Source organism: Pseudaeromonas sp. HNCC25DJ180, from assembly GCF_055413345.1.
In genome coordinates, this window is record NZ_JBVAYF010000005.1 from 170,085 (window position 1) to 195,859 (window position 25,775).

The 25,775-nt window shown below is 56.3% G+C and carries 20 protein-coding genes and 4 tRNA genes; 14 read left to right on the forward strand and 10 right to left on the reverse strand.

Annotated features, from left to right (window positions below; all coding sequences use genetic code 11):
- Nucleotides 1-7: 7 nt before the first annotated feature.
- The 3 genes from ACZYTD_RS06380 to ACZYTD_RS06390 all read left to right on the forward strand — a co-directional run bounded on the left by ACZYTD_RS06380 (nucleotide 8) and on the right by ACZYTD_RS06390 (nucleotide 3,195).
- Nucleotides 8-982, forward strand: a complete 975-nt coding sequence (locus ACZYTD_RS06380) for a TraB/GumN family protein (RefSeq protein ID WP_463890411.1) — start codon at nucleotides 8-10, stop codon at nucleotides 980-982.
- A gap of 96 nt (nucleotides 983-1,078) precedes the next feature.
- Entirely contained in the window at nucleotides 1,079-2,560 is a 1,482-nt protein-coding gene (locus ACZYTD_RS06385; protein ID WP_463890413.1) for a carboxypeptidase M32, read from the forward strand.
- A 155-nt stretch (nucleotides 2,561-2,715) separates the two neighbouring features.
- Nucleotides 2,716-3,195, forward strand: coding sequence for a methylated-DNA--[protein]-cysteine S-methyltransferase (locus ACZYTD_RS06390; RefSeq protein ID WP_463890415.1), 480 nt, complete (start codon nucleotides 2,716-2,718; stop codon nucleotides 3,193-3,195).
- Between the two features lie 22 nt (nucleotides 3,196-3,217).
- Here the strand turns inward: ACZYTD_RS06390 and ACZYTD_RS06395 are convergent, their stop codons facing one another.
- The 3 genes from ACZYTD_RS06395 to ACZYTD_RS06405 all read right to left on the reverse strand — a co-directional run bounded on the left by ACZYTD_RS06395 (nucleotide 3,218) and on the right by ACZYTD_RS06405 (nucleotide 6,985).
- Nucleotides 3,218-4,255: a DUF2157 domain-containing protein gene (locus ACZYTD_RS06395; protein ID WP_463890417.1), complete on the reverse strand. Its 1,038-nt coding sequence runs from the start codon at nucleotides 4,253-4,255 to the stop codon at nucleotides 3,218-3,220.
- A 136-nt stretch (nucleotides 4,256-4,391) separates the two neighbouring features.
- Nucleotides 4,392-6,275, reverse strand: a complete 1,884-nt coding sequence (locus ACZYTD_RS06400) for a peptidase U32 family protein (protein ID WP_463890419.1) — start codon at nucleotides 6,273-6,275, stop codon at nucleotides 4,392-4,394.
- Between the two features lie 179 nt (nucleotides 6,276-6,454).
- Entirely contained in the window at nucleotides 6,455-6,985 is a 531-nt protein-coding gene (locus tag ACZYTD_RS06405) for a VC2046/SO_2500 family protein (protein WP_463890421.1), read from the reverse strand.
- 135 nt (nucleotides 6,986-7,120) lie between these two features.
- Between ACZYTD_RS06405 and ACZYTD_RS06410 the strand changes: the two genes are divergently transcribed.
- The 6 genes from ACZYTD_RS06410 (at nucleotide 7,121) to xthA (ending at nucleotide 10,205) form a co-directional block, all read left to right on the forward strand.
- A tRNA-Tyr gene (locus ACZYTD_RS06410) sits at nucleotides 7,121-7,205 on the forward strand.
- A 27-nt stretch (nucleotides 7,206-7,232) separates the two neighbouring features.
- Nucleotides 7,233-7,317 (forward strand) — tRNA-Tyr (locus ACZYTD_RS06415).
- Nucleotides 7,318-7,357: 40 nt separating this feature from the next.
- Nucleotides 7,358-7,442, forward strand: a tRNA-Tyr gene (locus tag ACZYTD_RS06420).
- Between the two features lie 40 nt (nucleotides 7,443-7,482).
- Nucleotides 7,483-7,567 (forward strand) — tRNA-Tyr (locus ACZYTD_RS06425).
- 125 nt (nucleotides 7,568-7,692) lie between these two features.
- Entirely contained in the window at nucleotides 7,693-9,369 is a 1,677-nt protein-coding gene (locus ACZYTD_RS06430; protein WP_463890423.1) for a tetratricopeptide repeat protein, read from the forward strand.
- Nucleotides 9,370-9,398: 29 nt separating this feature from the next.
- Nucleotides 9,399-10,205 (forward strand): exodeoxyribonuclease III, encoded by an 807-nt coding sequence (gene xthA / locus ACZYTD_RS06435; protein ID WP_463890425.1) that lies wholly within the window; start codon nucleotides 9,399-9,401, stop codon nucleotides 10,203-10,205.
- 44 nt (nucleotides 10,206-10,249) lie between these two features.
- Here the strand turns inward: xthA and ACZYTD_RS06440 are convergent, their stop codons facing one another.
- From ACZYTD_RS06440 to ACZYTD_RS06465, 6 genes are all read right to left on the reverse strand, one after another.
- The gene (locus tag ACZYTD_RS06440; RefSeq protein ID WP_463890427.1) at nucleotides 10,250-12,175 is read right to left on the reverse strand and encodes a DUF3857 domain-containing transglutaminase family protein; all 1,926 of its coding nucleotides are present in this window, start codon (nucleotides 12,173-12,175) and stop codon (nucleotides 10,250-10,252) included.
- Between the two features lie 77 nt (nucleotides 12,176-12,252).
- A complete protein-coding gene (locus ACZYTD_RS06445; protein ID WP_463890429.1) occupies nucleotides 12,253-12,948 on the reverse strand; it encodes an ABC transporter permease in 696 nt (231 codons plus the stop codon).
- 3 nt (nucleotides 12,949-12,951) lie between these two features.
- Nucleotides 12,952-13,692 (reverse strand): ABC transporter permease, encoded by a 741-nt coding sequence (locus ACZYTD_RS06450; protein WP_463890431.1) that lies wholly within the window; start codon nucleotides 13,690-13,692, stop codon nucleotides 12,952-12,954.
- Nucleotides 13,693-13,749: 57 nt separating this feature from the next.
- Nucleotides 13,750-14,520 (reverse strand): ABC transporter substrate-binding protein, encoded by a 771-nt coding sequence (locus ACZYTD_RS06455; protein WP_463890433.1) that lies wholly within the window; start codon nucleotides 14,518-14,520, stop codon nucleotides 13,750-13,752.
- Between the two features lie 33 nt (nucleotides 14,521-14,553).
- Nucleotides 14,554-15,324 (reverse strand): ABC transporter ATP-binding protein, encoded by a 771-nt coding sequence (locus ACZYTD_RS06460; protein WP_463890435.1) that lies wholly within the window; start codon nucleotides 15,322-15,324, stop codon nucleotides 14,554-14,556.
- Between the two features lie 206 nt (nucleotides 15,325-15,530).
- Nucleotides 15,531-16,946: a Sapep family Mn(2+)-dependent dipeptidase gene (locus tag ACZYTD_RS06465; protein WP_463890437.1), complete on the reverse strand. Its 1,416-nt coding sequence runs from the start codon at nucleotides 16,944-16,946 to the stop codon at nucleotides 15,531-15,533.
- 251 nt (nucleotides 16,947-17,197) lie between these two features.
- Between ACZYTD_RS06465 and ACZYTD_RS06470 the strand changes: the two genes are divergently transcribed.
- Nucleotides 17,198-18,109, forward strand: coding sequence for a LysO family transporter (locus tag ACZYTD_RS06470; RefSeq protein ID WP_463890439.1), 912 nt, complete (start codon nucleotides 17,198-17,200; stop codon nucleotides 18,107-18,109).
- A 57-nt stretch (nucleotides 18,110-18,166) separates the two neighbouring features.
- On the opposite strand, the gene asd is transcribed toward ACZYTD_RS06470, so the two are convergent.
- Entirely contained in the window at nucleotides 18,167-19,282 is a 1,116-nt protein-coding gene (asd, locus tag ACZYTD_RS06475; RefSeq protein ID WP_463890547.1) for an aspartate-semialdehyde dehydrogenase, read from the reverse strand.
- Between the two features lie 240 nt (nucleotides 19,283-19,522).
- Here asd and ycaO point away from each other — a divergent pair, with 240 nt between their 5' ends.
- From ycaO to pflA, 4 genes are all read left to right on the forward strand, one after another.
- Nucleotides 19,523-21,283 (forward strand): 30S ribosomal protein S12 methylthiotransferase accessory factor YcaO, encoded by a 1,761-nt coding sequence (gene ycaO, locus ACZYTD_RS06480; RefSeq protein WP_463890441.1) that lies wholly within the window; start codon nucleotides 19,523-19,525, stop codon nucleotides 21,281-21,283.
- Nucleotides 21,284-21,633: 350 nt separating this feature from the next.
- Entirely contained in the window at nucleotides 21,634-22,464 is an 831-nt protein-coding gene (focA, locus tag ACZYTD_RS06485; RefSeq protein ID WP_463890443.1) for a formate transporter FocA, read from the forward strand.
- 45 nt (nucleotides 22,465-22,509) lie between these two features.
- Nucleotides 22,510-24,792 carry a formate C-acetyltransferase gene (gene pflB, locus ACZYTD_RS06490; protein ID WP_463890445.1) on the forward strand — a complete coding sequence of 761 codons (2,283 nt, stop codon included), beginning with the start codon at nucleotides 22,510-22,512 and terminating at the stop codon, nucleotides 24,790-24,792.
- Between the two features lie 180 nt (nucleotides 24,793-24,972).
- A complete protein-coding gene (gene pflA / locus ACZYTD_RS06495) occupies nucleotides 24,973-25,719 on the forward strand; it encodes a pyruvate formate lyase 1-activating protein (RefSeq protein WP_463890447.1) in 747 nt (248 codons plus the stop codon).
- The last annotated feature ends 56 nt before the right edge of the window (nucleotides 25,720-25,775 follow it).

The following is a 25,775-nucleotide window of genomic DNA, read 5'->3' on the forward strand; positions in this document are numbered from 1 at the left end:
CATCTCCATGTGTGAACAAGACAAGTCCAGATCAGACTCCGAAAAACAGCGTTATGATACGGTGGCCTCCGAGGCGATGGAAGCGGCAAGCCAAGCCAAACATACCCGTCAACGCTGGCAAAAAGGGCTCTGCACCCTGCTACTCTTCCCTGTCATGGCCCTGGCCGAACCCGGCTTCTGGCATGCCAGCAAGGAGGGGCGCAACCTCTGGATCCTGGGCTCCATCCATGTGGGGCTGGATAACTTCTACCCCCTGCCGGCCCCCATAGAGCAGGCCTGGAAACAGAGCGATGTGCTGATCCTGGAGACGGACATGCGGGATATCTCGGCCAACGAATCCGCCCAGATCGCCACCATGAGCCAGTTGCCCGCCGGTAGCACCCTGGCCACGACACTGCCTCCGGCCCTCTATCAACAGACGCTCAAACAAACCCGCCTCTATGGTCTGCCCGATGCACAGATCAATCAGATGCAACCCTGGGTCGTGGCCATTACCCTGACCCAGCAAGCCTTGCAACGAGCCGGTTATCAGCCAGAACTGGGCGTGGATGAACACTTTGCCTCTCAAGCCATGCGCCTGGGCACCCCCATTCGCGGCTTGGAGCGCGTGCCCGAGCAGTTTGCCTATCTGGCGGGTTTGAGCCAGCAAGAGGATGAGTTCCTGCAGGCCACCTTGGAGCAGATTGGCACCATGGATGCCGAGGTCCCCAAGCTGCTGCAAGCCTGGCAAGCGGGTGATGGCCCCGCCCTGCAGAAGCTCTTAAGCCAGGAGCAGGGCACCTCTGCCGCCCTGCAGGAGTATATGGAGCGGCGCCTGCTCAAGGAGCGTAACCACAACTGGCTCCCCAAACTCCTGGCCATGCCGGAGAAAAACCAGTTCCTGGTGGTGGGTGCCCTGCACCTCTACGGCCCCGATGGCCTGTTGACGCTGCTGCGCCAACAGGGGTATCAGTTACAGGTAGTGACCGACGCTCACGAATAACGGGTTAGCCGCTAACCCGGTCAGCCCTGAGTTGCAGCTGTAAACAGAGAACGAGAGGCCGCAGGCCAGCCCCGGTATCATGATGCAAGGAGACCTATGAGCTATAGCAAACTCGCCCAACGCTTCACCCAACTACACCACTTTGCCCACTTGGGCGCCATCTGCGGTTGGGATCGCGCCACTATGATGCCAGATGGCGGCAACGAAGCCCGCTCTGCCGCCCTGGCCGAACTCTCCGTCTTGATGCACCAACGGCTCACCGCCCCCGAACTGGCGGAGTGGTTTGCCACGGCTCAGGAGGAGTCGCTGAGCCCAGAGCAGATCACCAGCCTGGGAGAGATGAAACGCCAATGGCAACAGGCCACCCTGCTACCCGAAGCCCTGGTGCAGGCCAAATCCCTGGCGGGCTCACGCTGTGAACATGCCTGGCGCGAGCAGCGCAAACATAATGACTGGCAGGGCTTTCTGACCAACTTCCGCGAGGTGGTGCAACTGTCGCGGGAAGAGGCGCAGATCCGCGCCTCGGCCAGCGGTCTGCGCCCCTATGACAGCCTGCTGGATCTCTACGAACCCGGCATGAACAGCGCCCGCCTGGATGGTCTGTTTGGCGATCTCAAAGGCTGGTTACCCAACCTGATCCAGCAGGTGACCGAGCGTCAGCGCCACGAAACCCTGCTTCCCCCCCAAGGCCCCTTCCCTACCGCCCAACAGGCGGCGCTGGGCAAGCAGGTGATGCAACTGTTGGGGTTTGACTTCCAGCGTGGGCGTCAGGATGTGAGCGTCCACCCCTTCTGCGGCGGTGTACCCAGCGATGTGCGCATCACCACCCGCTACGATGAGAGCGACTTCACCCAGAGCCTGATGGGTATAATCCACGAAACCGGCCACGCCCGCTATGAACAGGGGCTGCCTGCAGAGTGGCTGCAGTTGCCCGTCGGTCAGGCACGCTCCATGGGCATACACGAGAGCCAGAGCCTCTTCTTCGAGATGCAGTTGGCCCGTCATCCCGCCTTCATGGCGCGCCTCTCGCCCTTGGTTAACGCCACATTTGGCGAGCAAACCGCCTTTGAGAGTCGCAATCTGGCCCGCCTCTACACCCGGGTCGAGCCGGGCTTTATCCGGGTGGATGCCGATGAGGTGACCTACCCAACTCATGTGATGCTGCGTTACGAAATTGAGCAGAAGCTGATCGAGGGTCAAATCGAGGCGGCGGAGATCCCCGAGTTATGGGATCTGCGCATGAGAGAGTATCTGGGGCTGAGCACCGCCGGTAACTACCGCAACGGCTGTATGCAGGACATCCACTGGACCGATGGCAGCTTCGGCTACTTCCCCAGCTACACGCTGGGCGCCATGTATGCGGCGCAATTTGCTGCCGCCCTGCAGCGCGAGTTGGGCAGCTTCACCTCCCTGCTCGGTAGCGAAGAGGGGCTGCAACAGGTGTTCGCCTGGCTGCAGCGTCATATCTGGAGCCAGGCCAGCTTCCACAGCACAGATGAGTTGGTGATCCGGGCCACGGGCGAGAGTCTGAATGCGGCCCACTTCCGTACCCATCTGCAGCAACGCTATCTGGGCTAAAGAGACGGCTCAACCGCCCTCCGTAGTATGAGTCTGCTTGCTGGTCAGGTGATGAGTCGGCCAGCAAGCAGCGTCTATACCGAGCCCACCCCATAGCTTGGTTCGCGCCTGAAAAGAGGTGTGAACCGGCCTACTTCCAACGAGCCGGAGCCCCTATGTTGCGTTATCACACCCTTACCACCCCATGCGGCCCCCTGCTGCTGGTGATCGATGAACAGGGGCTGCGCCATGTGGATTTTTGCCTCAGCCCCAAGCCGGTGGTGATTGGCGACACCTGGCAACAGGATGCCGCCGCATTGGCTCCTTATAGCGAACAATTCGCCGCTTACTTTGCCGGCCGCCTGCAACACTTCGAGCTGCCTCTGGCTGCCACGGGTACCCTCTTCCAGCAACAGGTATGGCAGGCATTGCTCACCATTCCCTATGGCCAGACCCGCAGCTATGGCCACATAGCTCAACAGATCGGCAACCCCAGGTCGGTACGCGCCGTGGGCGCCGCCAATGGCCGCAATCCGCTGGCCATCATAGTTCCCTGCCACAGGGTGATAGGCCAAAACGGCAGCCTCACCGGCTATGCTGGTGGGCTGCAGATCAAGCAGTTCTTACTGCAGCTGGAAGGCAAACAGAGTAATTAAGGCGTTTGGGTTGGCCTTCACCCTAAAAGCCGCTGCGCTGCTCAATCAGCTCGCGTAGCGCCTGGGGCAGTAAGCCACGCAACCGCTGCGTGAGCATCACCTCATGGCGTTGCCAGAGAATACCCAGATAGATGATGGCAAACCCGACAAAGGTGACGACGAAGGGGAAGAGCATGCTCTGCGCAAAGACATCATAGGCCAGGTAGCCCAAGTAACCGGCTATGCCAAAGGCGGCAAACACGGCAAAGGCGCGGCGGGAGAGGATAGCCCCGATAAGCAGCAACCCCAGATTGATGCACAGATAGATAAACTTGTTCCACTCGCTCTCCGAACTCATGGAGCTGAGCCCGCCCCAAAACGCCATCAGACCAAAGAGATAGAGCCAGAAGGCGTAATCCTGGGTATGACGGGTGCGAATATCGACCCAGAACCCGAGCAGCATGATGAGCAAACCGCAGTAGACGCTGACCCAGCGCCGCAGCAGCCAGTCGTAATCCTCCTGACCGAAGAGGAAGGGGGTCAGATCCATACTCAAATACCAGAGGGTGACGGCGATAGGCATCACCAGAAAAGGTAGGCGATAGCGCCACAGCAAGATGGCCCCCACCGCCAGGGTGGAGAGCTCCATCATGAGCCAGCGCCAGTCGATGTAGCGGTGATAATCCTGATACTCATGCTCACCGGCCCAGGCCCCCAGCCCGTTTTGCAAACCGTAGACCTCCAATGGCGTCAAAACCAGGACGAAGGTGGCGCAGATCCCGGCCGGGATAGCCAGTTGCCGCTTGAGCAGCGCCTCGGTGACCACCAGGCCGATCACCCCATAGCCCAGGCAGATGGTCAGCAGCCCCCAACCACCGAACGACTCCCACCCCAGGTTCATAAACAGGGTCATGGCCCCTATGGCCAGCAGGCCACCAAAGTAGTAGAGCAAGTGGCTGGCACGAAACCCCGGTCGCCCAGCATTGGCCTCTTCAATCAAGGCCCAAAGCGGTGCCACCTGTTCAGCCTGTAGCACCCCTTGCGTGACCGCCTGTTGCAACATGGACCTATCCAACTGCATAAAGTGCTTCCCGTCTTGTCGTCGCAAAACGCCCAGCCTAGCCCCACGCGCCCCGCATCCCTAGCCCCATGCCTCACTTTACCGCCCAAGATCACGCTTTGCTCAGCGCAAACCGAGCAAGGCAGAGCTAAGCGACTCAGCGTTTGCCGGGTTTTAATTTTCCCAAGACATGCATCTCGCAACGCTTGCAATCAAAGCGCAGGCGGAAGGTATCGTTGCCGATCTTCAACTGCAGCGAGTCGGGCTTAAAACCGGGCCCCTGCTCTTTAGGGCACTGATTGAAGCTGTAACGCAGACAGTGCTTGGTGATCATCAAGGAGACCTCATCACTGAGCTCATCACTCTCATAGGCCGGGGCTATCTGCTCGACTCCATGCTGGCGGTAGAAGGCGGCGGCCGCACTGTTGTAGACGTTCCCCAGATAGCTCAGGTCCGAGACACCGACCATGGGCAGAGGCAACTGGATCTGTGCCTTGGCCGGTCTTTGGTAGGCGGCAAGACGCGCCGCCTCCAGCGCGGCTATTCCCTCGCGGCGCAACTGGTTCAGTTGGCCAACCGGGATAAACCAGGGTTCAGCCAGCTCCAGTACCACTTGGCTGGCGTAAAAATCGGTATTACCCAACTTGGCCAACTGCTCACGCAGCGTGGTGACAGCACGCTCGGGATCCTTGGGTGCTTGTTTCTCTAGCAACAGCTCGACTCGGGCCGAGACGCCAGACTCATCCTGCAGTTGCAGCGACACCCCTGCCTCACTCTCGGCCAGCGTAAGCACCACCCCGATCCGCCGCTCGGCCGAGGGTTTGGCCAAGAGTGTCGAGAAGGCGTGGTCGTGATTGCGATAGAGTGGCATCCCCAACGTGAGGCCAGAGACAGGCTCGGCCAGAAAGAGGCGATGCCCTTCGGCCCGGTTAACCCGCAACCCGGTCAAAGTGCGATTAGGGGCAAAGAAGGTCAGACCATCCCCATTATGAAACTCCACCCCCGGCGGCACCTTGCTCAGGCTAAGCCAGTGGGACCCCGGCTTGCCCTGACTGCCGGAGTCCTGCAGTACGCCCACGGGCTCCCCGGTATATTTGGGGCTCAAAAAGCCGGTGATCTCCGGCTGGCGGCCATGCAAAAAGTAGTCGGTACTGCCACGATTGAAGCTCTTGTTCGGATCGGGTGTGAAGCTGAACGTCGAGCGCCCCACCGAGGCGCGCGCCAGCTCGGGCCGCTCGGCCAAGATGGAGTCCAGCTCACGGCGATACCAGGCAGTGACATTCTTGACGTAGTCGAGCCCCTTTAACCGCCCCTCAATCTTCAGGGAGCGCACCCCTGCGTCGATCAGTTGCCGCAGGTTGTGGGTCTGGTTCATATCCTTGAGCGACAAGAGATGGCTGTGGTGCGCCAGGGTTTCCCCCTCTTTTTGGGTTTCCAGAGTGCAGGGCAAACGGCAGATCTGGGCACACTCACCGCGGTTGGCGCTACGCCCGGTCAGGGCATGGCTGATATAGCATTGGCCGCTATAGCTGACACACAGGGCGCCATGAATGAAGAACTCCAGCGCCACATCGGTGGCATCGGCTATCTCGCGGATCTGTAACAAGGAGAGTTCGCGCGCCAACACCACCTGGGAGAAGCCCACCTGCTCGAGAAAGCGTACCTTCTCCACACTGCGATTATCGGTCTGGGTGCTGGCATGCAGGGCTATGGGTGGCAGATCGAGCTGCAGCAAGCCCATGTCCTGGACTATCAGGGCATCGGCTCCCGCCTCGTAGAGCTGGTGGGTGAGTCGTTCGGCTGCGGCCAGCTCCTCATCCTTCAACAGGGTATTGAACGCCACATAGACGTGGGCGCCGAAGCGATGGGCAAAATCACACAGCTGCGCTATATCCTGCACGCTGTTGCCTGCCGCGGCCCGGGCGCCAAAGGTAGGGCCACCTATATAGATGGCATCGGCACCGTGGCGAATGGCTTCCATGCCAAATTCAAGATCCTTGGCCGGAGCGAGCAGCTCCAGCGGATGGGAAGTACGAGTCATAGAGTCTGCCAATCGAGTCAAAACCAGAAGAAACGGGGGGCGGGTAACACCCTGGAGCCAAACGCCAGGATGTCGACCAAATCAGGGGCCAAGTATATCAGCCAGGAGCAAACCTGGCTTGATCCGCTCCAGATTTAAAGCGTTACCAGAGTGCTTACGCACGCTAGCCCCATACAAACTCAGGCGGCGTGAAAATAGCGGACCTTGAGCTCAGGGTAGTGTTCGGCATCGGCGATAGAGTCCAGCATGGCGGCTGGCGCGGCCGAGGGCTCGCTGCGGATCAGCTCCTCCCCCGCCTTGTGGCGCTGGTACTTGGCTTGCACCAGGGGCGGCAGGTTATTCCACACCGGCTCGGGGATAAGGTACTGTTTCAGGCTCAGCGGTTCAGGCTGCATATACTCCTGCAGGCGCACGGCGGCAATACCGCCTGCGGCCAACTGCTCGGCCAGCACCACGGCTCGCTCCTGGCTCGCGGCATCAGCCTCCAGAGGTTTAGCCGGAGGCAGGGTGAATCGCCGTCGCCAATCCACGCTGGAGATCTCCGGCGGTGGCGGATCGCGCACCCAGGCCTGGTCCTGCACATCAGGCGAGAGCAGGGACAAGAGCAGCGAAAACTCGGCTCTGTGGCCCTGCTGCAGAGCATGGTTTAACCCCTGCCCTAGCTGCAGCTCATCGACCAGACAATGTTGGCGAACCGATTCAGATATCATCTGCTATCATCCGCAAAAGTTTGAAAAATAGGCATCTAATTGTTTATCGGCCACTTTTGCCAGAGTTTGAGCAAAAAGTTTTAAATTCGGGGCTTCACATCCCAAGAGAATCTGCTACTATGCGCCCGCACTTGTGGAGGGGTTCCCGAGCGGCCAAAGGGATCAGACTGTAAATCTGACGGCTCTGCCTTCGAAGGTTCGAATCCTTCTCCCTCCACCATCAAGTGCATTAAAAAGGTTATCCCGTGGAGGGGTTCCCGAGCGGCCAAAGGGATCAGACTGTAAATCTGACGGCTCTGCCTTCGAAGGTTCGAATCCTTCTCCCTCCACCATTTTCCTTTTAGTACATCAAGCGTTACCAGGTTATCCCGTGGAGGGGTTCCCGAGCGGCCAAAGGGATCAGACTGTAAATCTGACGGCTCTGCCTTCGAAGGTTCGAATCCTTCTCCCTCCACCATCTTCCTTTTAGTACATCAAGCATTACCAGGTTATCCCGTGGAGGGGTTCCCGAGCGGCCAAAGGGATCAGACTGTAAATCTGACGGCTCTGCCTTCGAAGGTTCGAATCCTTCTCCCTCCACCATTCTTCTCGCCTTACGACCTCATCTACATTTCTAATCCGCTTACGACAAACTCTACGGCAGGTTCGCCGTAAACTCGTTATAGTAAAAACATCGCCTGACAGGCCCTGATATTGAATATGGTGCGATGACCGACTTTCCAACCGCTGAAAATAGCACGGTCGCCGCCGCGGCAGCCGCTCTCTTCAAAGACAAACGAGTGCTGCTCATCGATGACCAGCGCTCATTTCAGGTAATGATGAAAGCCACCCTGATGAACATAGGGCTGAACCGGGTCACCCTGCTGACCTCGGCCGAAGAAGGCCGCCGTCGTTGCCAAAAAGAGCAGTTTGACATCTATCTCATCGACTACAACCTGGGGATGGGTGAAAACGGCCGTCAGCTACTCAATCATTTGCGGGAAAATAAGCTATTACCAGCCGATGCTACCGTCTTTGTCATCAGTGGTGATAACAGCCGCAGCATGGTACTGAGCGCCCTGGAGAGTGAGCCGGATGACTACTTGATGAAGCCCTTCTCCCAGGAGCAGCTGCGTCAACGTCTGCAACGGGCGCTATTGCGCAAGCAGGAGCTCAAGGAGGTCTTCGTCGCACTGGCCAATGATGACCCGGCCGAGGTGATCAAGAGTTGCGAACAGGTATTGGGTAATGGTACGCGCTTCGGTAACTATTGCCGCTGCCTGATGGCGGACATGCACATGAAGATGGGGGATGCCGCCGAGGCTCGCCATATCCTGCGTTCTGGCCTGGCGGCTGGCGAATCCAGCTGGCTGCGTCTTGGCCTGGGTAAGGCGTGTCAGATGCTGGGTCTGCATGAAGAGGCCATCACCCACCTGAACGCCGCCCTGCAGTTGCGCCCCTTGATGGTCGAAGCCTACCGCTGGCTCGCTATTTCCCAATTGGCCACCGGCTCAGGCACCGAGGCCATAGAGACCCTCACCCGCGCCACCGAAATTTCGCCACAATCCGGAATACTGCACCGTCAGTTAGCCGAGATCAGTTTGGCCCAAGGCGACTATCGTAAAGCCCGCGAATCTCTGGCCACCATGATCGAGCTCAACCGTTTCGCCACCGAGCGCAACCCCCAGCTTATCGGCAGCTATGTGCACTGCCTGATCCTGCATGCCATGAACAGCGATGACCCCTTTCATATCGGCAACCTGCAAAAACAGGTCAACAGTGCCCTCTATCGCTGTCGCCAGGCCCTGCTGGAGACCGACTTTGACTACAACAGCTTCGAGCAGATCTGCCAGGCCCGGGTGCAGATGGCTCGGGGCGACCTGATCCGTGGCAAGCGAATGCTTTACAAGGCAGGCCACAACTATGGCGATGAACCCTCCCAGATGGCCACGCCACTGCTGAGCGGCATGGTGCTGGCGCTGATGCAGTTGGGTGACTTCGAGTATGCAGAGCAGTTGCAACCCCTGTTGTGTGAACAGGGGGCCATGGACCCCCTGCTACAGCAGTGTATCCAGTCGGTGCATAACGATCACTCCCAGCAGGAGCGCCACCAGAAGTACCTGGAGCTCAACGAGCAGGGGATTGCCGCCTACACAGCCGGACGCTATGAAGAGGCACTAGGCTTCTTCCGCGATGCCCTGCGCAAGGCTCCCGCCAATACCAGTGCCGCCCTGAATAAGGCGCAAGCCCTGTTGCAAATCATCAAGGATCGCAAGAAGCCTGGCGAGCTTATCGATGAGTGCAAGATCACGCTAGCCTTGCTGGATGGAGTGCTGCTCAATGCCGCCCAACAGGAGCGTCTGAAAAAATTGCAAGAAGATCTGCATAAACAGAAAATACGTTAACATCCACGCCGTGCCCAACAAGAGGTTTCATGAAGCTAGTTTCATTCAACATCAATGGCCTGCGTGCCCGCCTGCCCCAATTACAAGCCCTCATCGATGCCCATCAACCGGATGTGATCGGCCTGCAGGAGATCAAAGTTCACGATGAGGCGTTTCCTCGTGCCGAAGTCGAGGCCATGGGCTATCACGTCTTCTTTCACGGCCAGAAGGCCCACTACGGGGTAGCACTGTTATGCAAGCAGCAACCGGAGCAGATCCAGCGCGGCTTCCCCAGTGATGACGAAGAGGCGCAACGGCGCATGATCATGGCCAGTTTCACGCAAGCCAATGGCCGTAAGCTGACCGTACTCAACGGCTACTTTCCCCAAGGGGAGAATCGCGAGCATGCCACCAAGTTTCCGGCCAAGGCCAAGTTTTACGCCGATCTGCAAGCCTATCTGGAGCAGCAGCATCAAGCGGATGAAGACTTAGTGGTGATGGGGGATATCAACATCTCGCCCGAAGATAGTGACATCGGCATAGGCGAAGCCAATCGCAAACGCTGGTTAAAAGAGGGGAAATGCTCCTTCTTGCCAGAGGAGCGAGCGTGGCTGGTACGGCTCAAGGGGTGGGGGCTTATCGATACCTTCCGCCAGCAACACCCGGACGCCGTAGATCGCTACAGCTGGTTTGATTATCGCAGCAAGGGCTTCGACGATAATCGAGGTCTACGCATCGATCTCATCCTGGCCACCGCCCCCTTAGCCGCCCGCCTGAATCACAGCGGCATAGATTATGAACTGCGCGGTCACGACAAACCCTCCGATCATGCCCCCATCTGGGCCGAGTTCGCATAACCGCAAACCGCCGCCAGTGGCCTTACTGGCGGCGATGGGCTCACCTATTCGGCTGTCGTTTTGCTGGGCACAGAGAAACTGAGGCTCAACTGCTCCTTGATGCGGCGAACGCTCTCCCGATAACGAGCCAGCTCACTCACGGGAACATGATCACGCAAATTTTCATAGCGATAGGTCACCTTGAGCTGGGTGGGATCCACCGGCTCCACCTGCAGGGCAAAGCGGTAGATGGCATTCTCTTCCGTGCCTCGGTAAGGGGTGATGCTGATAGGTTGCGGAAAGTGCAGGACAAACTCCTGCTGCACACGCACTGGTGGCGTCAACTCCAGAGGCTGACGACGACTGTCGCTAAATGACTTCAGATAGGAGTCCACCAGATCGGCGTAGATATCCAAGCCATATTGGGTCAGCGCATCGCGCCCCCCCGCCACCTGGTACACCTCACGCATGACCAGCTGATTCTGCCCTAGGTCGTCATGTAGCAGGGGTAAACCCACTGGATCCACATCCGTATAGAGCTTGCTGTAGTAATCGGCAAAAGTTCGGCCCAGATTTTCCACCGAAGTGTTACGCCACTGACTACGCTGCTGCTCGGCCTGCTCACCACTGTAACTACTCTCAATCTGCAGGCGATTAGAATCATTCTGCACCCACAACTCCTGCCGTACCTGAATATCCGAGGGGCGGAATTCGCCATCCATGGAGCTTAGGCTCTTCACCTCAGGCGCCACCAGCAGAGCATAACGTAAATAGGGAAAGCCAACCGTCTCCAGGCGATTGCCCTGATTCAGATTGGTGCCGTCCAGCCAGACCCGCTTGCCCTCCAGCAGTAGCGTGACAATGACATGATCGAAGGCATAGGGAGATGGCAACTCAGCAGGCAATTGCGAGCCCTGCTCCAGACTGACCAAGGCGGCTGTGGGTGAAAACCCCATAGCCTTGAGCAGCGCCAACAGCAGTGCTGTCTTATCCTTACAATCACCATACCGACGATAGAGGGTATCTGCCGCCTTGCGTGGGCGATGGGATCCCATGCCATCTTCCATCCCCAAATAGCGAACCTCCTGCTGCACGAACTGCAGGGCTAACATCACCTTTTCAGCATCGCTTTGGGCCTGCTTCATCAGTGCATCGGCCAACAACTGCACGGACGGATCCACCACAGCCGCTTCATCGTAGAGGGGCTTAGCCCACTTCACCACATCCCCCCAATCGGCAAACTCACTCACCGTCAGAGAGCGATAGGGGCTATACCAGGCTGGCGTATCACTATCCCGTTGCACGGCCGGCACATTTTCCTGATGCCAGATGATCTCGCGCCGCCCGGCAATTTCACTCACCTTGAGAAAGGAGTCGCTGGCCTTAGGAGCCTGGAAATAGAGGGCACGACTGGGAGCCACCACCAGACGCAAGTTGTTTTGCGCCACAGGGATATCCCAATCCAGGGGGATCTTCTCACCATAGCGATTATCCATGACAGGGTTGTGCCCCTGAATGGTGTAGCTGTATTCCAGTATGTCTCCCACCCGGATATCCGGCAGGATCAGATAAGCCGTTTTGGTGCCGGTATATAAGAAATGTTCGAGGTTGGCCTCACGCTGAAACAGGCGCAACTCTTGGGGCTCCAGGCGATCCAGCGGCTGACCATTACGCCAAACCCTCGCTTGGTGGATAGTCAAGGTCTCATAACCAGGATCGAAATCAAAGGTGAGCTGAGCCGCTTTCTCCAACCCCTCTGTGCTGGTGACCTGCACCACGTAGCGGTTAAAACGCTGGATCTGCTGTGAGTCCAGATAGTACTGACGGTCCACCAGCAGGTAACGTTGACCTTCTATCGGCGCCTGACTGGAACTTTGCGGTATGGATATGGGTTGCAACCAACTGGGAGCGGCGGCGAAAAGCACCTGCTCTGCCGCCTGCACAGAAAAGCCAAGGCACAGTAGAACGAGGGAGATCAAGATGGCGCGCAAGAGGAGGATCCTTAAGAACCTTGGAGATGAACAAACGGTGACATAATAGCATGTCACCGTGTTCAGGGCAGTAGAACCTAGAGGCTTCTTGGCCGTAAATGGGCATGCCAACGCAACTCTAATCGCCGGAAACACCAGACGATCATGAAGCTGAGCACCATGTAACAGAGTCCTGCCGTGATAAAAGCCTCAAACGGACTGTAATAACGGGCATTGATGATCTTCGCCGCGCCAGTCAGATCCACAACCGTGATGATCCCCGCCACAGCCGAGCCGTGCAGCATGAAGATCACCTCATTGCTATAAGCCGGTAAGGCGCGACGAAACGCACTGGGCAGCACTATGCATCTCATGGTCTGCCAAGGCGTCATGCCAAAGGCCTGGGCCGCCTCAATCTCACCCTTGGGTATGGTGCGGATCGCCCCACGAATGATTTCCGCCGTATAGGCTGCCGTATTCAGCGAAAACGACAGCAGAGCACAGAACCAGGCCTCCTGGAACCACTCCCAAGCCCAGGAGTGGCGCAGTCCATCCCACTGCCCCGCGCCATAATAGATAATGAAGAGCTGCACCAGCATGGGCGTACCACGAAAAAAATAGATGTAAGCCCAGGCAGGCAGGCGCAGCAGCGGATTCTGACTATTGCGACAAATAGCTAGCGGAAGGGCAATGGAGAGCCCGAACAGCAGCGAGACCGCCACCAACCAGACGGTATTGCCTAGCCCTTGCAGGTAGGTAGGCCACTCTTGAATAATAATGGAAAAATCAAACATGCCCTACCTCGTCTGAATGGCGTAATGGCGCTCTGCCCACTTGAGCAAGGTGGTGGAGATGGCGGTAAAAACCAAAAAGATCAAGGCCACAGCCATGTAGAAGGTAAAGGGCAACTGGGTGGTGCCGGCCGCCAGTGCCGCCTTGCGCACCATGTCATCCAACCCTATCACAGAGACCAGAGCCGTGGTTTTGAGCAATACCAGCCAGTTGTTCCCAAAGCCTGGCAGGGCATGCCGTACCATCTGTGGAAATAGGACTCGGCGAAACACCTGAAACGGTGACATGCCATAGGCATGGGCCGCCTCCAGTTGTCCCTTATCGACCGCCAGAATGGCACCACGGAAGGTCTCCGCCATGTAGGCGCCAAAGATGAAGCCAATGGTCAGCACACCGGCAATAAAGGGGCTGATATCGATATATTCCGGTACATAGGCCGTCCACTCATGCTGAGGGTTGCCTTGGGTAAGCCAGTTATTCACCCCTTCATTGATCTGGGTGCAAAGAAAATTGACAAAGACCTGACCGCCAAAAAACAGCAGCATCATCAACACCAGATCCGGGATACCGCGGACCACAGTGGTATAGACGGTCGCCACCCCTTTGGCCATACGATGGCGCGAGAGCTTGGCCAACGCACCAAGCATGCCAAGCACTGCCGCCAGGGAAAGCGACAGCAGGGCAACCTGCAAGGTCATCCAGGCGCCCTCGAGCAGTGAGCTCTCATAGCCTTTTAAATCAAACATCAATTTATCCAGAAAAGGCGGGCACTGGGCCCGCCAACAACGCAGATGGGAAGAGGGTTACTCGCCGTAGGCATCAAAGTCAAAGTACTTATCATTGACCGCCTTATACTTGCCATTGGCGCGAAGATCCTTGATGGCCTGGTTAAACTTGGCCTTCAGATCCCCATCGCCCTTACGCAAAGCGACACCCGCACCAATCCCGAACCAGCGTGGATCGGTCAAGCCAGGCCCCACCAGTTCGTACCCTTCCCCCCCCTCTTTCTTGATGAGGCCATCCAGCAGCGAGGCGTAGTCAGCCAGCACATAGTCAACCCGCCCGGACTTCAGATCCAGGTAAGCCTCTTCGGCTGTGCCATAACGCTTGATGTCAGCAGCCGGGAAGTTGTCAGAGATGTAGGAGTCCATGGAGGTAGCCCGCTGTACACCCACCTTTTTACCCTTCATGAAATCGGCCGTCAGCTCCAGCTTGGTGCCCTTCTTAGTGGCAAAGCGTGCGGGAACGTGCTGATACTTGTCGGAGAAATCGACACGCTTCAGTCGCTCCGGGGTGATGTCCATGGTGGAGATGATGGCATCAAACTTACGAGCCAGCAGACTGGGGATCATGCCATCCCAATCCTGTTGCACTATGGTGCACTTCACCTGCATCTGTTCACACAGGCTCTTGGCCATATCCACATCAAAGCCGGTCAGATCACCATTGGCCTCAGTACGCGAAAAGGGGGGATAGGAACCTTCAATACCGATCCGAACCTGCTTCCACTCCTTGGCCTGAACCCCACCCACTACTGTCATGGCTACTAATACCGCCAGGCATGCCTTCTTCATGGTCTATCTCCTTGATGTATGGTTCGCAATCTCTTAATACACAGATGAAATAAATTGTTTGAAACGCTCGGAACTGGGGTTGGCAAACACCTCGGACGGTATTCCCTCCTCCTCGACTATTCCCTGATGCAAGAACATGACCTTATTTGACACATCCTTGGCAAAAGCCATCTCATGAGTGACGACCAGCATGGTGCGCCCCTCTTCCGCTAGACTGCGCATCACCTGCAATACTTCGCCTACCAACTCGGGGTCCAGGGCCGAGGTGGGCTCGTCAAACAGCATGACTTCAGGGTCAACCGCTAACGCCCTGGCTATGGCCGCTCTTTGTTGTTGCCCGCCAGAGAGATGGCCGGGATAGTAGTCACGACGCTCATAGAGGCCGACTCGATGCAGCAAAGCCTCCGCCTTCTCGGTAGCCTCGGCTCGGGGCACCTTGAGCACCTGGATGGGCACTTCGATGACATTTTGCAGCACAGTCATGTGGGACCAGAGATTGAAGCTCTGAAACACCATGGCCAAGCGGGAGCGGATACGCTCAACCTGACGGCGATCTTCAGCTTGTCGCTCACCCAGGCGATTACTCTTCATGCGGATCAATTCACCATGGATCAGCACGTCACCGGAGGTCGGTGTTTCCAGCAGATTGATGCAACGTAGGAAGGTGGATTTTCCGGAACCGGATGAACCTATAATGGAGATGACATCACCCTTGTGGGCAGTCAGATTGATGCCTTTCAACACCTCGTGGGAGCCAAAAAACTTATGTAACTCTTTGACTTCCAGTGTGGCCACGTCGCTCATGCTCAACAACCTTGTCTCTTGCGTTAGACAGCCCTGGCAGATGCTTCCTCGCTCAGGAAATCGCCAGGCTTGCGTCTGAAAAAACCAGTACGCTCACAAATTACAAGATGAATGCGGGATTGAGAAGCACAAGACCGAATTTTAATTCAAAAAAAAAGCTGCATATGCAATAAACAGCCGAAAAGAACGCATAAGAGTGCGTTATCTCAATTTTGGGGCCCCGAATTGGATCGCAGTGCAAACTGCTGTAGATGCGACAAAGCGTGGGCGTAGATTTCAGCGGCCATCAGCAGATCCTCGAGCATGACGCTCTCATTGGGCATATGCGCCTGGCTGCGCTGATGGGGAAAACGAGCACCAAAGGGGATGCAATTCGGCAGCGCTCGAGCATAGGTCACGCCACCAGAGGCAATGGGCTGACTCGACAGCCCTGTGACCTGGCTATAACTTTTGCAGAGGGACGACACCAGAGGGGAATCGGCGGGGGTATAGAATGGCTCCAGATGATCATACTCTTCATAGCGCCAGCCCAAGCGGTTAACCGCCTGCCGCATCATCTTTTGAAAGTCGGCCAACGGCAGGGTGACAGGCACCCGTATATCGACGCCAATCTGAGTGGCGGTTTCATCCATCTTCAACGAGGCTAGATTGAGGGTTAACTTGCCACTCACCTCATCGGATACATCACCCAGCAAGGCACGGACATGAGGATCACTCCCCACCACCAAACTGCAAAAACCTAGCGCCTGATGCTGGTAACCAATCCCCTGCAGGGCTCGGGTCAAACGAACAATGGCATTGATCCCTTCCCGATCGCAGCGCGAGGCATGGGCCTGTTGGCCCAACACCACAGTCTTGCCCTGAACCTCGTGCCAGGGGTATCCCAGCTTGTCCAACTGTTTTTGCAACGCCTTCTGTTTCAGGCCGGCATAGCCAGCACGATCCGGAACAATATTGAACAGCTCACCACAATCCAGGGTTAACTCTTCAGAAGGGGGGCCGTAGAGATAAGCCTGGATCAGCCGCTTTTCGGCATTGATGACGGGGAAAGCCGAATCAGGGGTAAAGGCGGCATCCGGCAGCGGCTCAAGTTCCTTATACCGGCTGATGCACCGCCAAAGACTCTCTTCATCTGTACCCAGGATAAGACGAATAGTATGACGCAGTGGTGTCTCGGCCTCTTGCAAGGCTTTCATGGCATACAGGGCGGCAATGAGCGGCCCCTTGTTATCCTGTACACCGCGACCATAGAGCCGCCCCAGACGCTCATCCAAGGCATAGGGTGCACTGAACCAGTCTGCGGCATCCCCTGCGGGCACCACATCCACATGACACAGAATGGCCAGCTGCTCCGGCCCAGTGCCCATCTCGACATAACCGTAATAACCCTCTGGGTCGCGATAGGTGCGAAATCCCATCTCGGTTGCCAGGGCAATGGCCTCATCCAGACAAGCATCGATGGCGGCACCAAAAGGGGCGCCACTCTCGTCCCAGCGATAATAACTGGGGTGTTGGATCAAGCGGGAAAGGGCAGCCACCATGGCCGGAGCCTGGGTTTTCATCCAGGCGCGAAGCACAGGATCGTGCGTGGAGTGGACCGGCACAGCTCTCACCTCAGACACGCCACATTCCTGCATAACTCCCCCTGACCTTAATGATGTAACCGGTACACAAAACTTGTCTCTGATTATAGTCAAAAGTATTAGGTTTCGGGCTGTTGGATCTAACAGGTCAATACCCCATCCTTCTCACACTTTTCACTAAAAGATCCCCTAGTCACGCCAATTCACGCTACGGCAGGACGTTAGCTCTCTGGCTCATTGCCATTTTGGCTCTGGGCGGGCACTATCTTTTCCTTTATCGGAGTTCAGATATGTTGCTCGATATAGTGCTTATCCTGCTGCCTCTGCTGCTGGGATATGCCATTCCGCTGCACTCTCGCCTCTGGCTTGCTCGCCTGCAAAAACTCACTAGCCAGATGGTCTACCTCATCCTCGCACTGATGGGGATAGGCTTGGCTTTTGTGGAAAATCTGGGTCTACATCTGGTGCTGATTTTGCAAAGTGCCGCGCTATTTGCTGGCGCCATCTGCTCTGCCAACCTGCTCATGCTCTGGTGGTTGGATCGCAAGCGTTCCCCCTTGCACGAAGAGCAGGCTCTTAGCGCACAATCCAAGTGGCTGATGGCTCGCGAATCACTACGCATGGCGCTGGTAGTAATTGCCGGTTTTTTGCTGGGCTTGCTGCTGGAAAAAGGGAGCTTACCGGTACACACCTGGAGCAACTGGGCCCTGATGGTGTTGTTGTTATTCATTGGCATCCAGATGCGTAATTCCGGCATGAGCCTGAAACAGATTTTGCTCAACAGCTGGGCGCTTAAGATAGCGGGCAGCATAGTCCTCAGCAGTTGGCTTGGCGGCTTACTGGCTGGCACCCTGCTGGGACACAGCTGGTATGAGAGCCTGGCTTTGGCCTCCGCCTTCGGTTGGTATTCGCTTTCGGGGATAGTGGTGGGGGGTGAGCTGGGACCCGTGCTGGGCAGCATAGCCTTTCTCAATGACTTGGCCCGTGAACTGTTAGCCATCATATTGATCCCCCTCCTGATGCGTCGTCACCCCTCCTCGGCTATCGGACTGGGGGGCGCGACGGCTCTGGACTTCACCCTGCCGGTGATCCAAAAGGCGGGTGGCTTGGCCGTCGTCCCCATAGCCGTAGTGTCCGGCTTCTTACTTAGCCTGTTGGGCCCGCCCCTGATGCTCTTTTTCCTCTCATTTCACGCCGGATGAAAGACAAAGGGCTGCATTTGCAGCCCTTTGTCTTTCATCACACCGAATAACGATGAGTTACGCCTTAGCCAGCAGTATGTTCAACATGCGGCGCAGTGGCTCGGCAGCCCCCCACAGCAGTTGATCCCCCACGGAGAAAGCAGAGAGGAAGTCATTACCCATATTCATCTTGCGCAAACGCCCGACGGGGACATTCAGGGTGCCGGTCACCTTGGCAGGTGTCAGCTCCTTGACGGTCACGGCGCGATCGTTCTCGATAACGCGGACCCACTCATTGTGGCTGGCCAGCATCTGGTGAATATCGTCCAGCGGTACATCCTTCTTCAACTTAATGGTGAAGGATTGACTGTGGCAACGCAGGGCACCGATACGCACACAGTTGCCATCGACGGCGATAGGATTACCATCGCGGCCGAGGATCTTGTTGGTCTCGGCCATTCCCTTCCACTCTTCCTTGCTCTGACCATTGGGCAGCGCCACATCGATCCAGGGGATCAGGCTGCCCGCCAAGGGCGCCCCAAACTGGGAAGTCGGGAAACTCTCATCACGCATAGCAGCGGTCACCTTGCGCTCGATATCCAGGATGGCGGAGGCAGGATCGGCCAACTCGGCAGCAACCACATCACGCAGGGCACCCATTTGTGACAGCAGCTCACGCATATGACGAGCCCCGGCACCAGAAGCCGCCTGATAGGTCGAAGAGGAGACCCACTCCACCAGATTGTTAGCAAACAGACCGCCCAAGCCCATCAACATCAGGCTGACAGTACAGTTGCCGCCCACATAGGTCTTGATGCCACGATCCAGAGCATGGTCGATCACCTGACCATTGACCGGATCCAGAATGATGACCGCATTCTCTTCCATGCGCAGTGAAGAGGCGGCATCGATCCAGTAACCTTGCCAACCGGTCGCCATCAGTTTGGGGTAGACCTCTTTGGTGTAATCGCCACCCTGGCAGGTAATGATGATGTCCAAAGCGGCCAGCGCCTCAATGTCATAGGCATTTTGCAGTTGGCCAGCCTCTTTACCAAAATTCGGTGCAGCCTGTCCCGCCTGGGAGGTGGTGAAGAATACCGGCTGGATCTTGGCAAAGTCGTTCTCTTCAACCATACGGCTCATCAACACCGAGCCCACCATGCCACGCCAACCGATCAAGCCTACTTTTTTCATCATTACATCCTGCCCTGGAGACATTAAAAATCTGACTCACCAGATTACGGATTGTCAGCAACTCTGCAAGCCGTTTTCTGCAATGCAGCATCCCGTCTGTTGCAATATCTGCATCATCTCCTTTCTGCGCTAAATAATCGGCCCGCTACGAGCTGGCATGAGCCACGGGGGATCAGTACACTAGCCACCAGCGGGCCGATAACAGGCCGATAACAAATCAACTCCAAGAGACCTCCCCTGATGCAGACCTTTATTCCCGGCAAAGATGCGGCCCTGGAAGCCTCAATCGAACGTTTCCAACATAAGTTGCGTGACCTTGGCTTCGACATCGAAGAGGCCTCCTGGCTCAACCCCGTGCCCCATGTCTGGTCTGTGCATATCCGGGACAAGGAGTGCCCGCTCTGTTTTACCAATGGCAAGGGAGCCAGCAAGAAGGCGGCCCTGGCCTCGGCGCTGGGCGAATATTTTGAACGCCTCTCGACCAACTACTTCTTTGCCGACTTCTATCTGGGTGAGGCGGTAGCCAATGGCCCCTTCGTCCATTACCCGAACGAGCAGTGGTTCCCCATCCCGGAGGATGGTGAGCTGCCTGTCGGCCTGCTCGATGAGTACACACTGGAGTTTTACGATCCAGAAGGCGAACTTTCCGCCGACATGCTCATCGACCTGCAATCGGGCAATGAAGAACGCGGCATCTGTGCCCTGCCTTTCGTGCGTCAAGACAACCAGCAGACCGTCTACATTCCCATGAACATAGTGGCCAACCTCTATGTCTCCAATGGCATGAGCGCCGGCAATACCGCCACCGAGTCGCGTACCCAGGCGCTCTCCGAAGTATTTGAACGTTATGTGAAAAATCGGGTCATAGCCGAAGCCATCAGCTTGCCGACCATTCCGGCCGAGGTGGTGGCTCGCTACCCCGACATCAAGGCGGCCATCGACGCTCTGGAAGCCGAAGGCTTTCCCATCCTCTGCTACGATGCCTCGCTGGACGGCCAGTTCCCCGTCATCTGCGTGATACTACTCAACCCCAGCAACGGTACCTGCTTTGCCTCCTTCGGTGCCCATCCCCGCTTCGAAGTGGCTTTCGAACGTACCGTCACCGAACTACTGCAGGGCCGCAGCCTCAAAGATCTGGATGTCTTCTCCCCCCCCTCCTTCAATAATGAAGAAGTGGGGGATCACCATAACCTGGAAACCCACTTCATCGACTCGTCCGGGCTCATCAGCTGGGATCTGTTCCAAGATACGCCTGACTTCCCCTTCAATGACTGGAATTTTGCTGGCACCACAGAGCAGGAGTTCAACCACCTGATTGGTATCTTCCATGAGCTGGAACAACCGGTTTATATTGCCGACTATGAGCACCTGGGCGTCTATGCCTGCCGCATCCTGGTACCTGGCATGTCCGACATCTATCCAGCCGAGGATCTGGTCATTGCCAACAACAATATGGGAGCCGGTCTACGGGAGGCGGTGCTGGCGCTGCCGGAAAGCCAAGGCAGCCGCGATGAGTACATGGCTTTTTACGACATGCTAGATGAAGAGGGCTTCGATGATCGCACTCGAGTGCGTGAACTGATTGGCCTGGCAGTCGAAAAAAGCAGTGGCTGGCAGACCCTGCGGGTGGGTGAGCTCAAGAGTCTACTGGCCCTGGCCGCCGGTGAACTGACCACAGCCCTGGAGTGGACCGACTGGACCCTGGAATTCAATGCCACCGTCTTCACTCCAGCACGCGCCAACTTCTTCCGTTGCCTGAAGGCGGGCCTGGAGCTGCACCTCGCAGACGGGCGCGAGCCCAGCCACTACCGTCACGCTTTTGAGCGCCTGTACGGGGCGGTTACGGTGCAACAAGTCTGGGCCCACATTGCCGGTGAGGAGCGGTTCTATGGCTTGCAGGCGGGGGATCTGAGCTTGAGCCAATACCCTCTGCACCAGAAGCTGTTAGCCGCCTACGAGAAACTGCAAGCCGCCAAGCGCGGCTTTACCACTTGGCGCTAACGACAGCCTCGCCGGTTTATGGCCGCAAGCCCTCTCAAGCCCTCTACGGAGGGCTTTTTCTTTGTTGCATTTTACATTCAGCTTTTCGGGCGTATATTTATTAGAGCAATAGCGAGCTCAAACTGTAGTCCAGATACCTGGTTCAGCACCATTTGCTCCCACAAGGTGTAGTTAAACTACAATATTTGGCCACATATGGGACAAAGCGGCCCCGAGATAGTGTGATAAAGATGTAGTAAAATTACATAAGCATCTGGCCAAAATTGATCCAAGGCAAATTTGGCCCCTGGCTTTGTTGCTATGATTACGACAGTACAAATCCAAATTAATTCAACTCGGGTGCCCATCACGTGAAAGCTGAATCTCCATTTGATTGTCTGAAGCCAGAAGCCATCGCGGCCGTTGCCGAAGACATCACCTACGGCAAGGCCACCAAGCCCGCCGCCAAGACCTTTATGCTGGCCATCACCGCAGGTGCCTTTATCGCCATCGCCTTTGTCTTCTACATCACTGTCATTGCGACAGGTGGTAGCAAGCTGGCAGGCGGTATCTGTTTTGCCCTTGGCTTGATCCTCTGTGTGATCCTGGGTGGCGAACTCTTTACCTCCACCACGCTGACGCTAGTCGCTCGTGCGGCCAACCGTATCACCTGGGGGCAAATGCTGAAAAACTGGGGCATTGTCTACTTCGGTAACCTGGTAGGCGGTCTCATCATGGTGGCGCTCATCATGCTCAGCAGCCAGTATATGAACACCAATGGTCAATGGGGTCTGACCGCCTTAAATGTGGCGCAGCACAAGATCCATCACACCTTTGTTGAAGCCGTGGCGCTGGGTATTCTGTGTAACCTGATGGTCTGTCTCGCAGCCTGGATGGCCTTCGGTGGCCGCACCATGACTGACAAGGCCCTGATCATGATACTGCCGGTGGCCATGTTCGTAGCATCAGGCTTCGAGCACAGCATTGCCAACATGTTCATGATCCCGGTTGGCATCGCCATTCAGACCTTCGCCGGCCCTGAATTCTGGCTAGCCATTGGCGCAGACCCGGCTAAATATGCCGATCTGACGATTGGCCACTTCATCATCAACAATCTTATCCCGGTTACCATCGGCAACATCATAGGTGGTGGTGGTATGATTGGTTTGACTTATTGGTTTATTTTCCGTCGCCACCACTAATGGCAGCGGAAGCTTCGATCATCTATACCGAAGAGGTAATGCAACATGGCAGAGCTTAACGAAAAGTGTCTGAAGGCATGGGAAGGCTTCGTACCTGGAGCCTGGCAGACTGAAGTCAACACCCGCGACTTCATCCAGAAGAACTACACCCCGTATGAAGGCGATGAAAGCTTCCTCGCTGGTGCAACCCAGGCCACCACTACCCTGTGGGACAAGGTCATGGAAGGCATCAAGGAAGAGAACCGCACTCACGCGCCGGTTGATTTCGACACTGACCTTGCCTCCACTATCACTGCTCATGATGCCGGTTACATCAATCAAAGTCTGGAGAAGATTGTTGGTCTGCAGACTGACAAGCCGCTCAAGCGTGCCATTGTTCCCTTCGGTGGGATCAAGATGGTTGAGAGCTCCTGCCAGGTTTATGGCCGCACTCTGGATCCGCAGCTGAAGAAAACCTTCACTGAATACCGTAAGACCCACAACCAGGGCGTATTCGATGTCTATACCAAGGACATCATGAATTGCCGTAAGTCTGGCGTCATTACCGGTCTGCCGGATGCCTATGGCCGTGGTCGTATCATCGGTGACTACCGTCGTGTGGCGCTGTACGGTATCGACTTCCTGATGGCTGACAAGCTCTCCCAGTTCAAGTCTCTGCAAGCCAAGCTGGAAGCCGGTGACGACCTGGAAGCCACTATCCGTCTGCGTGAAGAGATCTGCGAACAGCACCGCGCCCTGGGTCAGTTGAAAGAGATGGCTACCAAGTACGGTTGCGACATCTCCGGCCCGGCCACTACCGCACAAGAAGCCGTGCAGTGGACCTACTTCGGTTACCTGGGTGCCGTGAAGTCACAAAACGGCGCGGCCATGTCCTTCGGCCGTACCGCTACCTTCGTCGATGCCTACATCGAACGCGATCTGAAGAAGGGTCTGATCACCGAACAACAAGCTCAAGAGCTGGTTGACCATCTGGTGATGAAGCTGCGTATGGTGCGTTTCCTGCGTACTCCGGAATACGATACCCTCTTCTCTGGCGATCCGATTTGGGCAACCGAATCTCTCGGCGGTATGGGTGTGGATGGCCGGACTCTGGTGACCAAGAGTTCTTTCCGCTACCTGAACACCCTCTACACCATGGGGCCGTCTCCTGAGCCAAACATGACCATTCTGTGGTCTGAACAGCTGCCGCTGGGCTTCAAGAAGTACTGTGCCAAGGTATCCATCGATACCTCTTCCGTACAGTACGAAAACGACGACTTGATGCGTGCCGACTTCAACAACGATGACTACGCCATCGCTTGTTGCGTTTCGCCTATGATCATCGGCAAAATGATGCAGTTCTTCGGTGCTCGTGCCAACCTGGCCAAGACCATGTTGTACGCCATCAACGGTGGTATCGATGAGAAGCTGAAGATCCAGATCGGTCCGAAGACCGAGCCGGTGAAGGGTGAATACCTGGAGTTCACCGATGTTATGGACCGCCTGGACCATTTCATGGACTGGCTGGCGACCCAATACGTCACCGCCCTGAACATCATTCACTACATGCACGACAAGTACAGCTACGAAGCGATTCAGCTGGCCCTGCATGACCGTGATGTGATCCGTACCATGGCCTGTGGTATCGCCGGTCTCTCTGTGACCGCCGACTCGCTGTCTGCCATCAAGTACGCCAAGGTCAAGCCAATCCGTGACGAAGACGGCCTGGCCATCGACTTCGAAATCGAAGGCGAATACCCGCAGTTTGGTAACAACGACGAGCGCGTTGACTCCATCGCCTGCGATCTGGTTGAGCGCTTCATGAAGAAGATCCAGACCCACAAGACCTATCGCAACGCTATCCCGACTCAGTCTGTACTGACCATCACCTCTAACGTGGTATATGGTAAGAAGACAGGTAATACGCCGGATGGCCGTCGCTCTGGTGCACCGTTCGGACCGGGTGCTAACCCGATGCACGGCCGTGATCAGAAGGGCGCAGTCGCCTCTCTGACCTCTGTCGCCAAGCTGCCGTTCGCCTACGCTAAGGATGGTATTTCCTATACCTTCTCCATAGTGCCAAACGCGCTGGGTAAGCAAGAAGAGTCCCAACGTCTGAACCTGGTTGGTCTGATGGATGGTTATTTCCATCACGAGTCCAATATCGAAGGCGGTCAACACCTGAACGTCAACGTTATGAACCGTGAGATGCTGCTCGATGCCATGGAAAACCCGGAGAAATATCCGCAGTTGACCATCCGCGTATCTGGCTATGCAGTCCGCTTCAACTCCTTGACCAAGGAGCAACAGCAAGACGTCATCACCCGGACCTTCACTCAATCCATGTAATAACGGATTGCGTGAGTGGTTTGCAAAACCCCCGGCTTGCCGGGGGTTTTTTATTGCCTGCTTGGCTACACTTGCAAAGAGAGCTGACCCTATACAGACAATGGCCGTAAAGTCCGTGTGCTGGTTGGGGAATTCGATTAAAATAGCAAAGCTGATAGATCTTCTAGGGAGCCTATATCTATGTCAATCACGGGGCGGATCCACTCTGTTGAAACATGCGGCACGGTCGATGGACCGGGGATCCGCTTCATTGTCTTCATGCAGGGCTGTTTGATGCGCTGTCTCTATTGCCACAACCGTGATACCTGGGATACCCATGATGGCAAAGAGGTGACGGTTGATGAGCTGATGAAGGATCTGCTGACTTACCGGCATTTTATTAATGCCTCTGGCGGCGGAATTACGGCTTCAGGCGGTGAAGCCACCTTGCAAAAAGAGTTTGTCACCGAGCTATTCAAGGCATGCAAAGAGAAGGGGATCCATACCTGTCTCGACACCAACGGCTTCGTTCGCCACTATGATCAAGCCTTGGATGCCCTGCTGGATGTCTCCGATCTGGTACTGCTCGACATCAAGCACATGAACGATGACATCCACATTCCGTTGACTCACGTCAGCAATAAATACTGTCTCGACTTTGCCCGTTATCTGGCCAAGAAGGGCAAGAAGATCTGGATCCGCTATGTAGTGGTACCTAGCTGGAGTGATGATGTGGCAGGAGCCGAGGCACTGGGCAAATTCATTCACGATGAGCTGGATGGCTGTGTCGAAAAGGTAGAACTACTGCCCTATCACGAGCTGGGCAAACACAAGTGGGAGGCCATGGGCGAGAAGTACATGCTCGATGGCGTACACCCTCCCAAGAAGGAGACCATGGATACCATTCGCGACATCATAGGCAAGTATCACCCGAATGTGATCTACTGATCGCCCATCCAACCCAATACGCAACAAGCCACCCTCTCGGTGGCTTGTTGCGTATT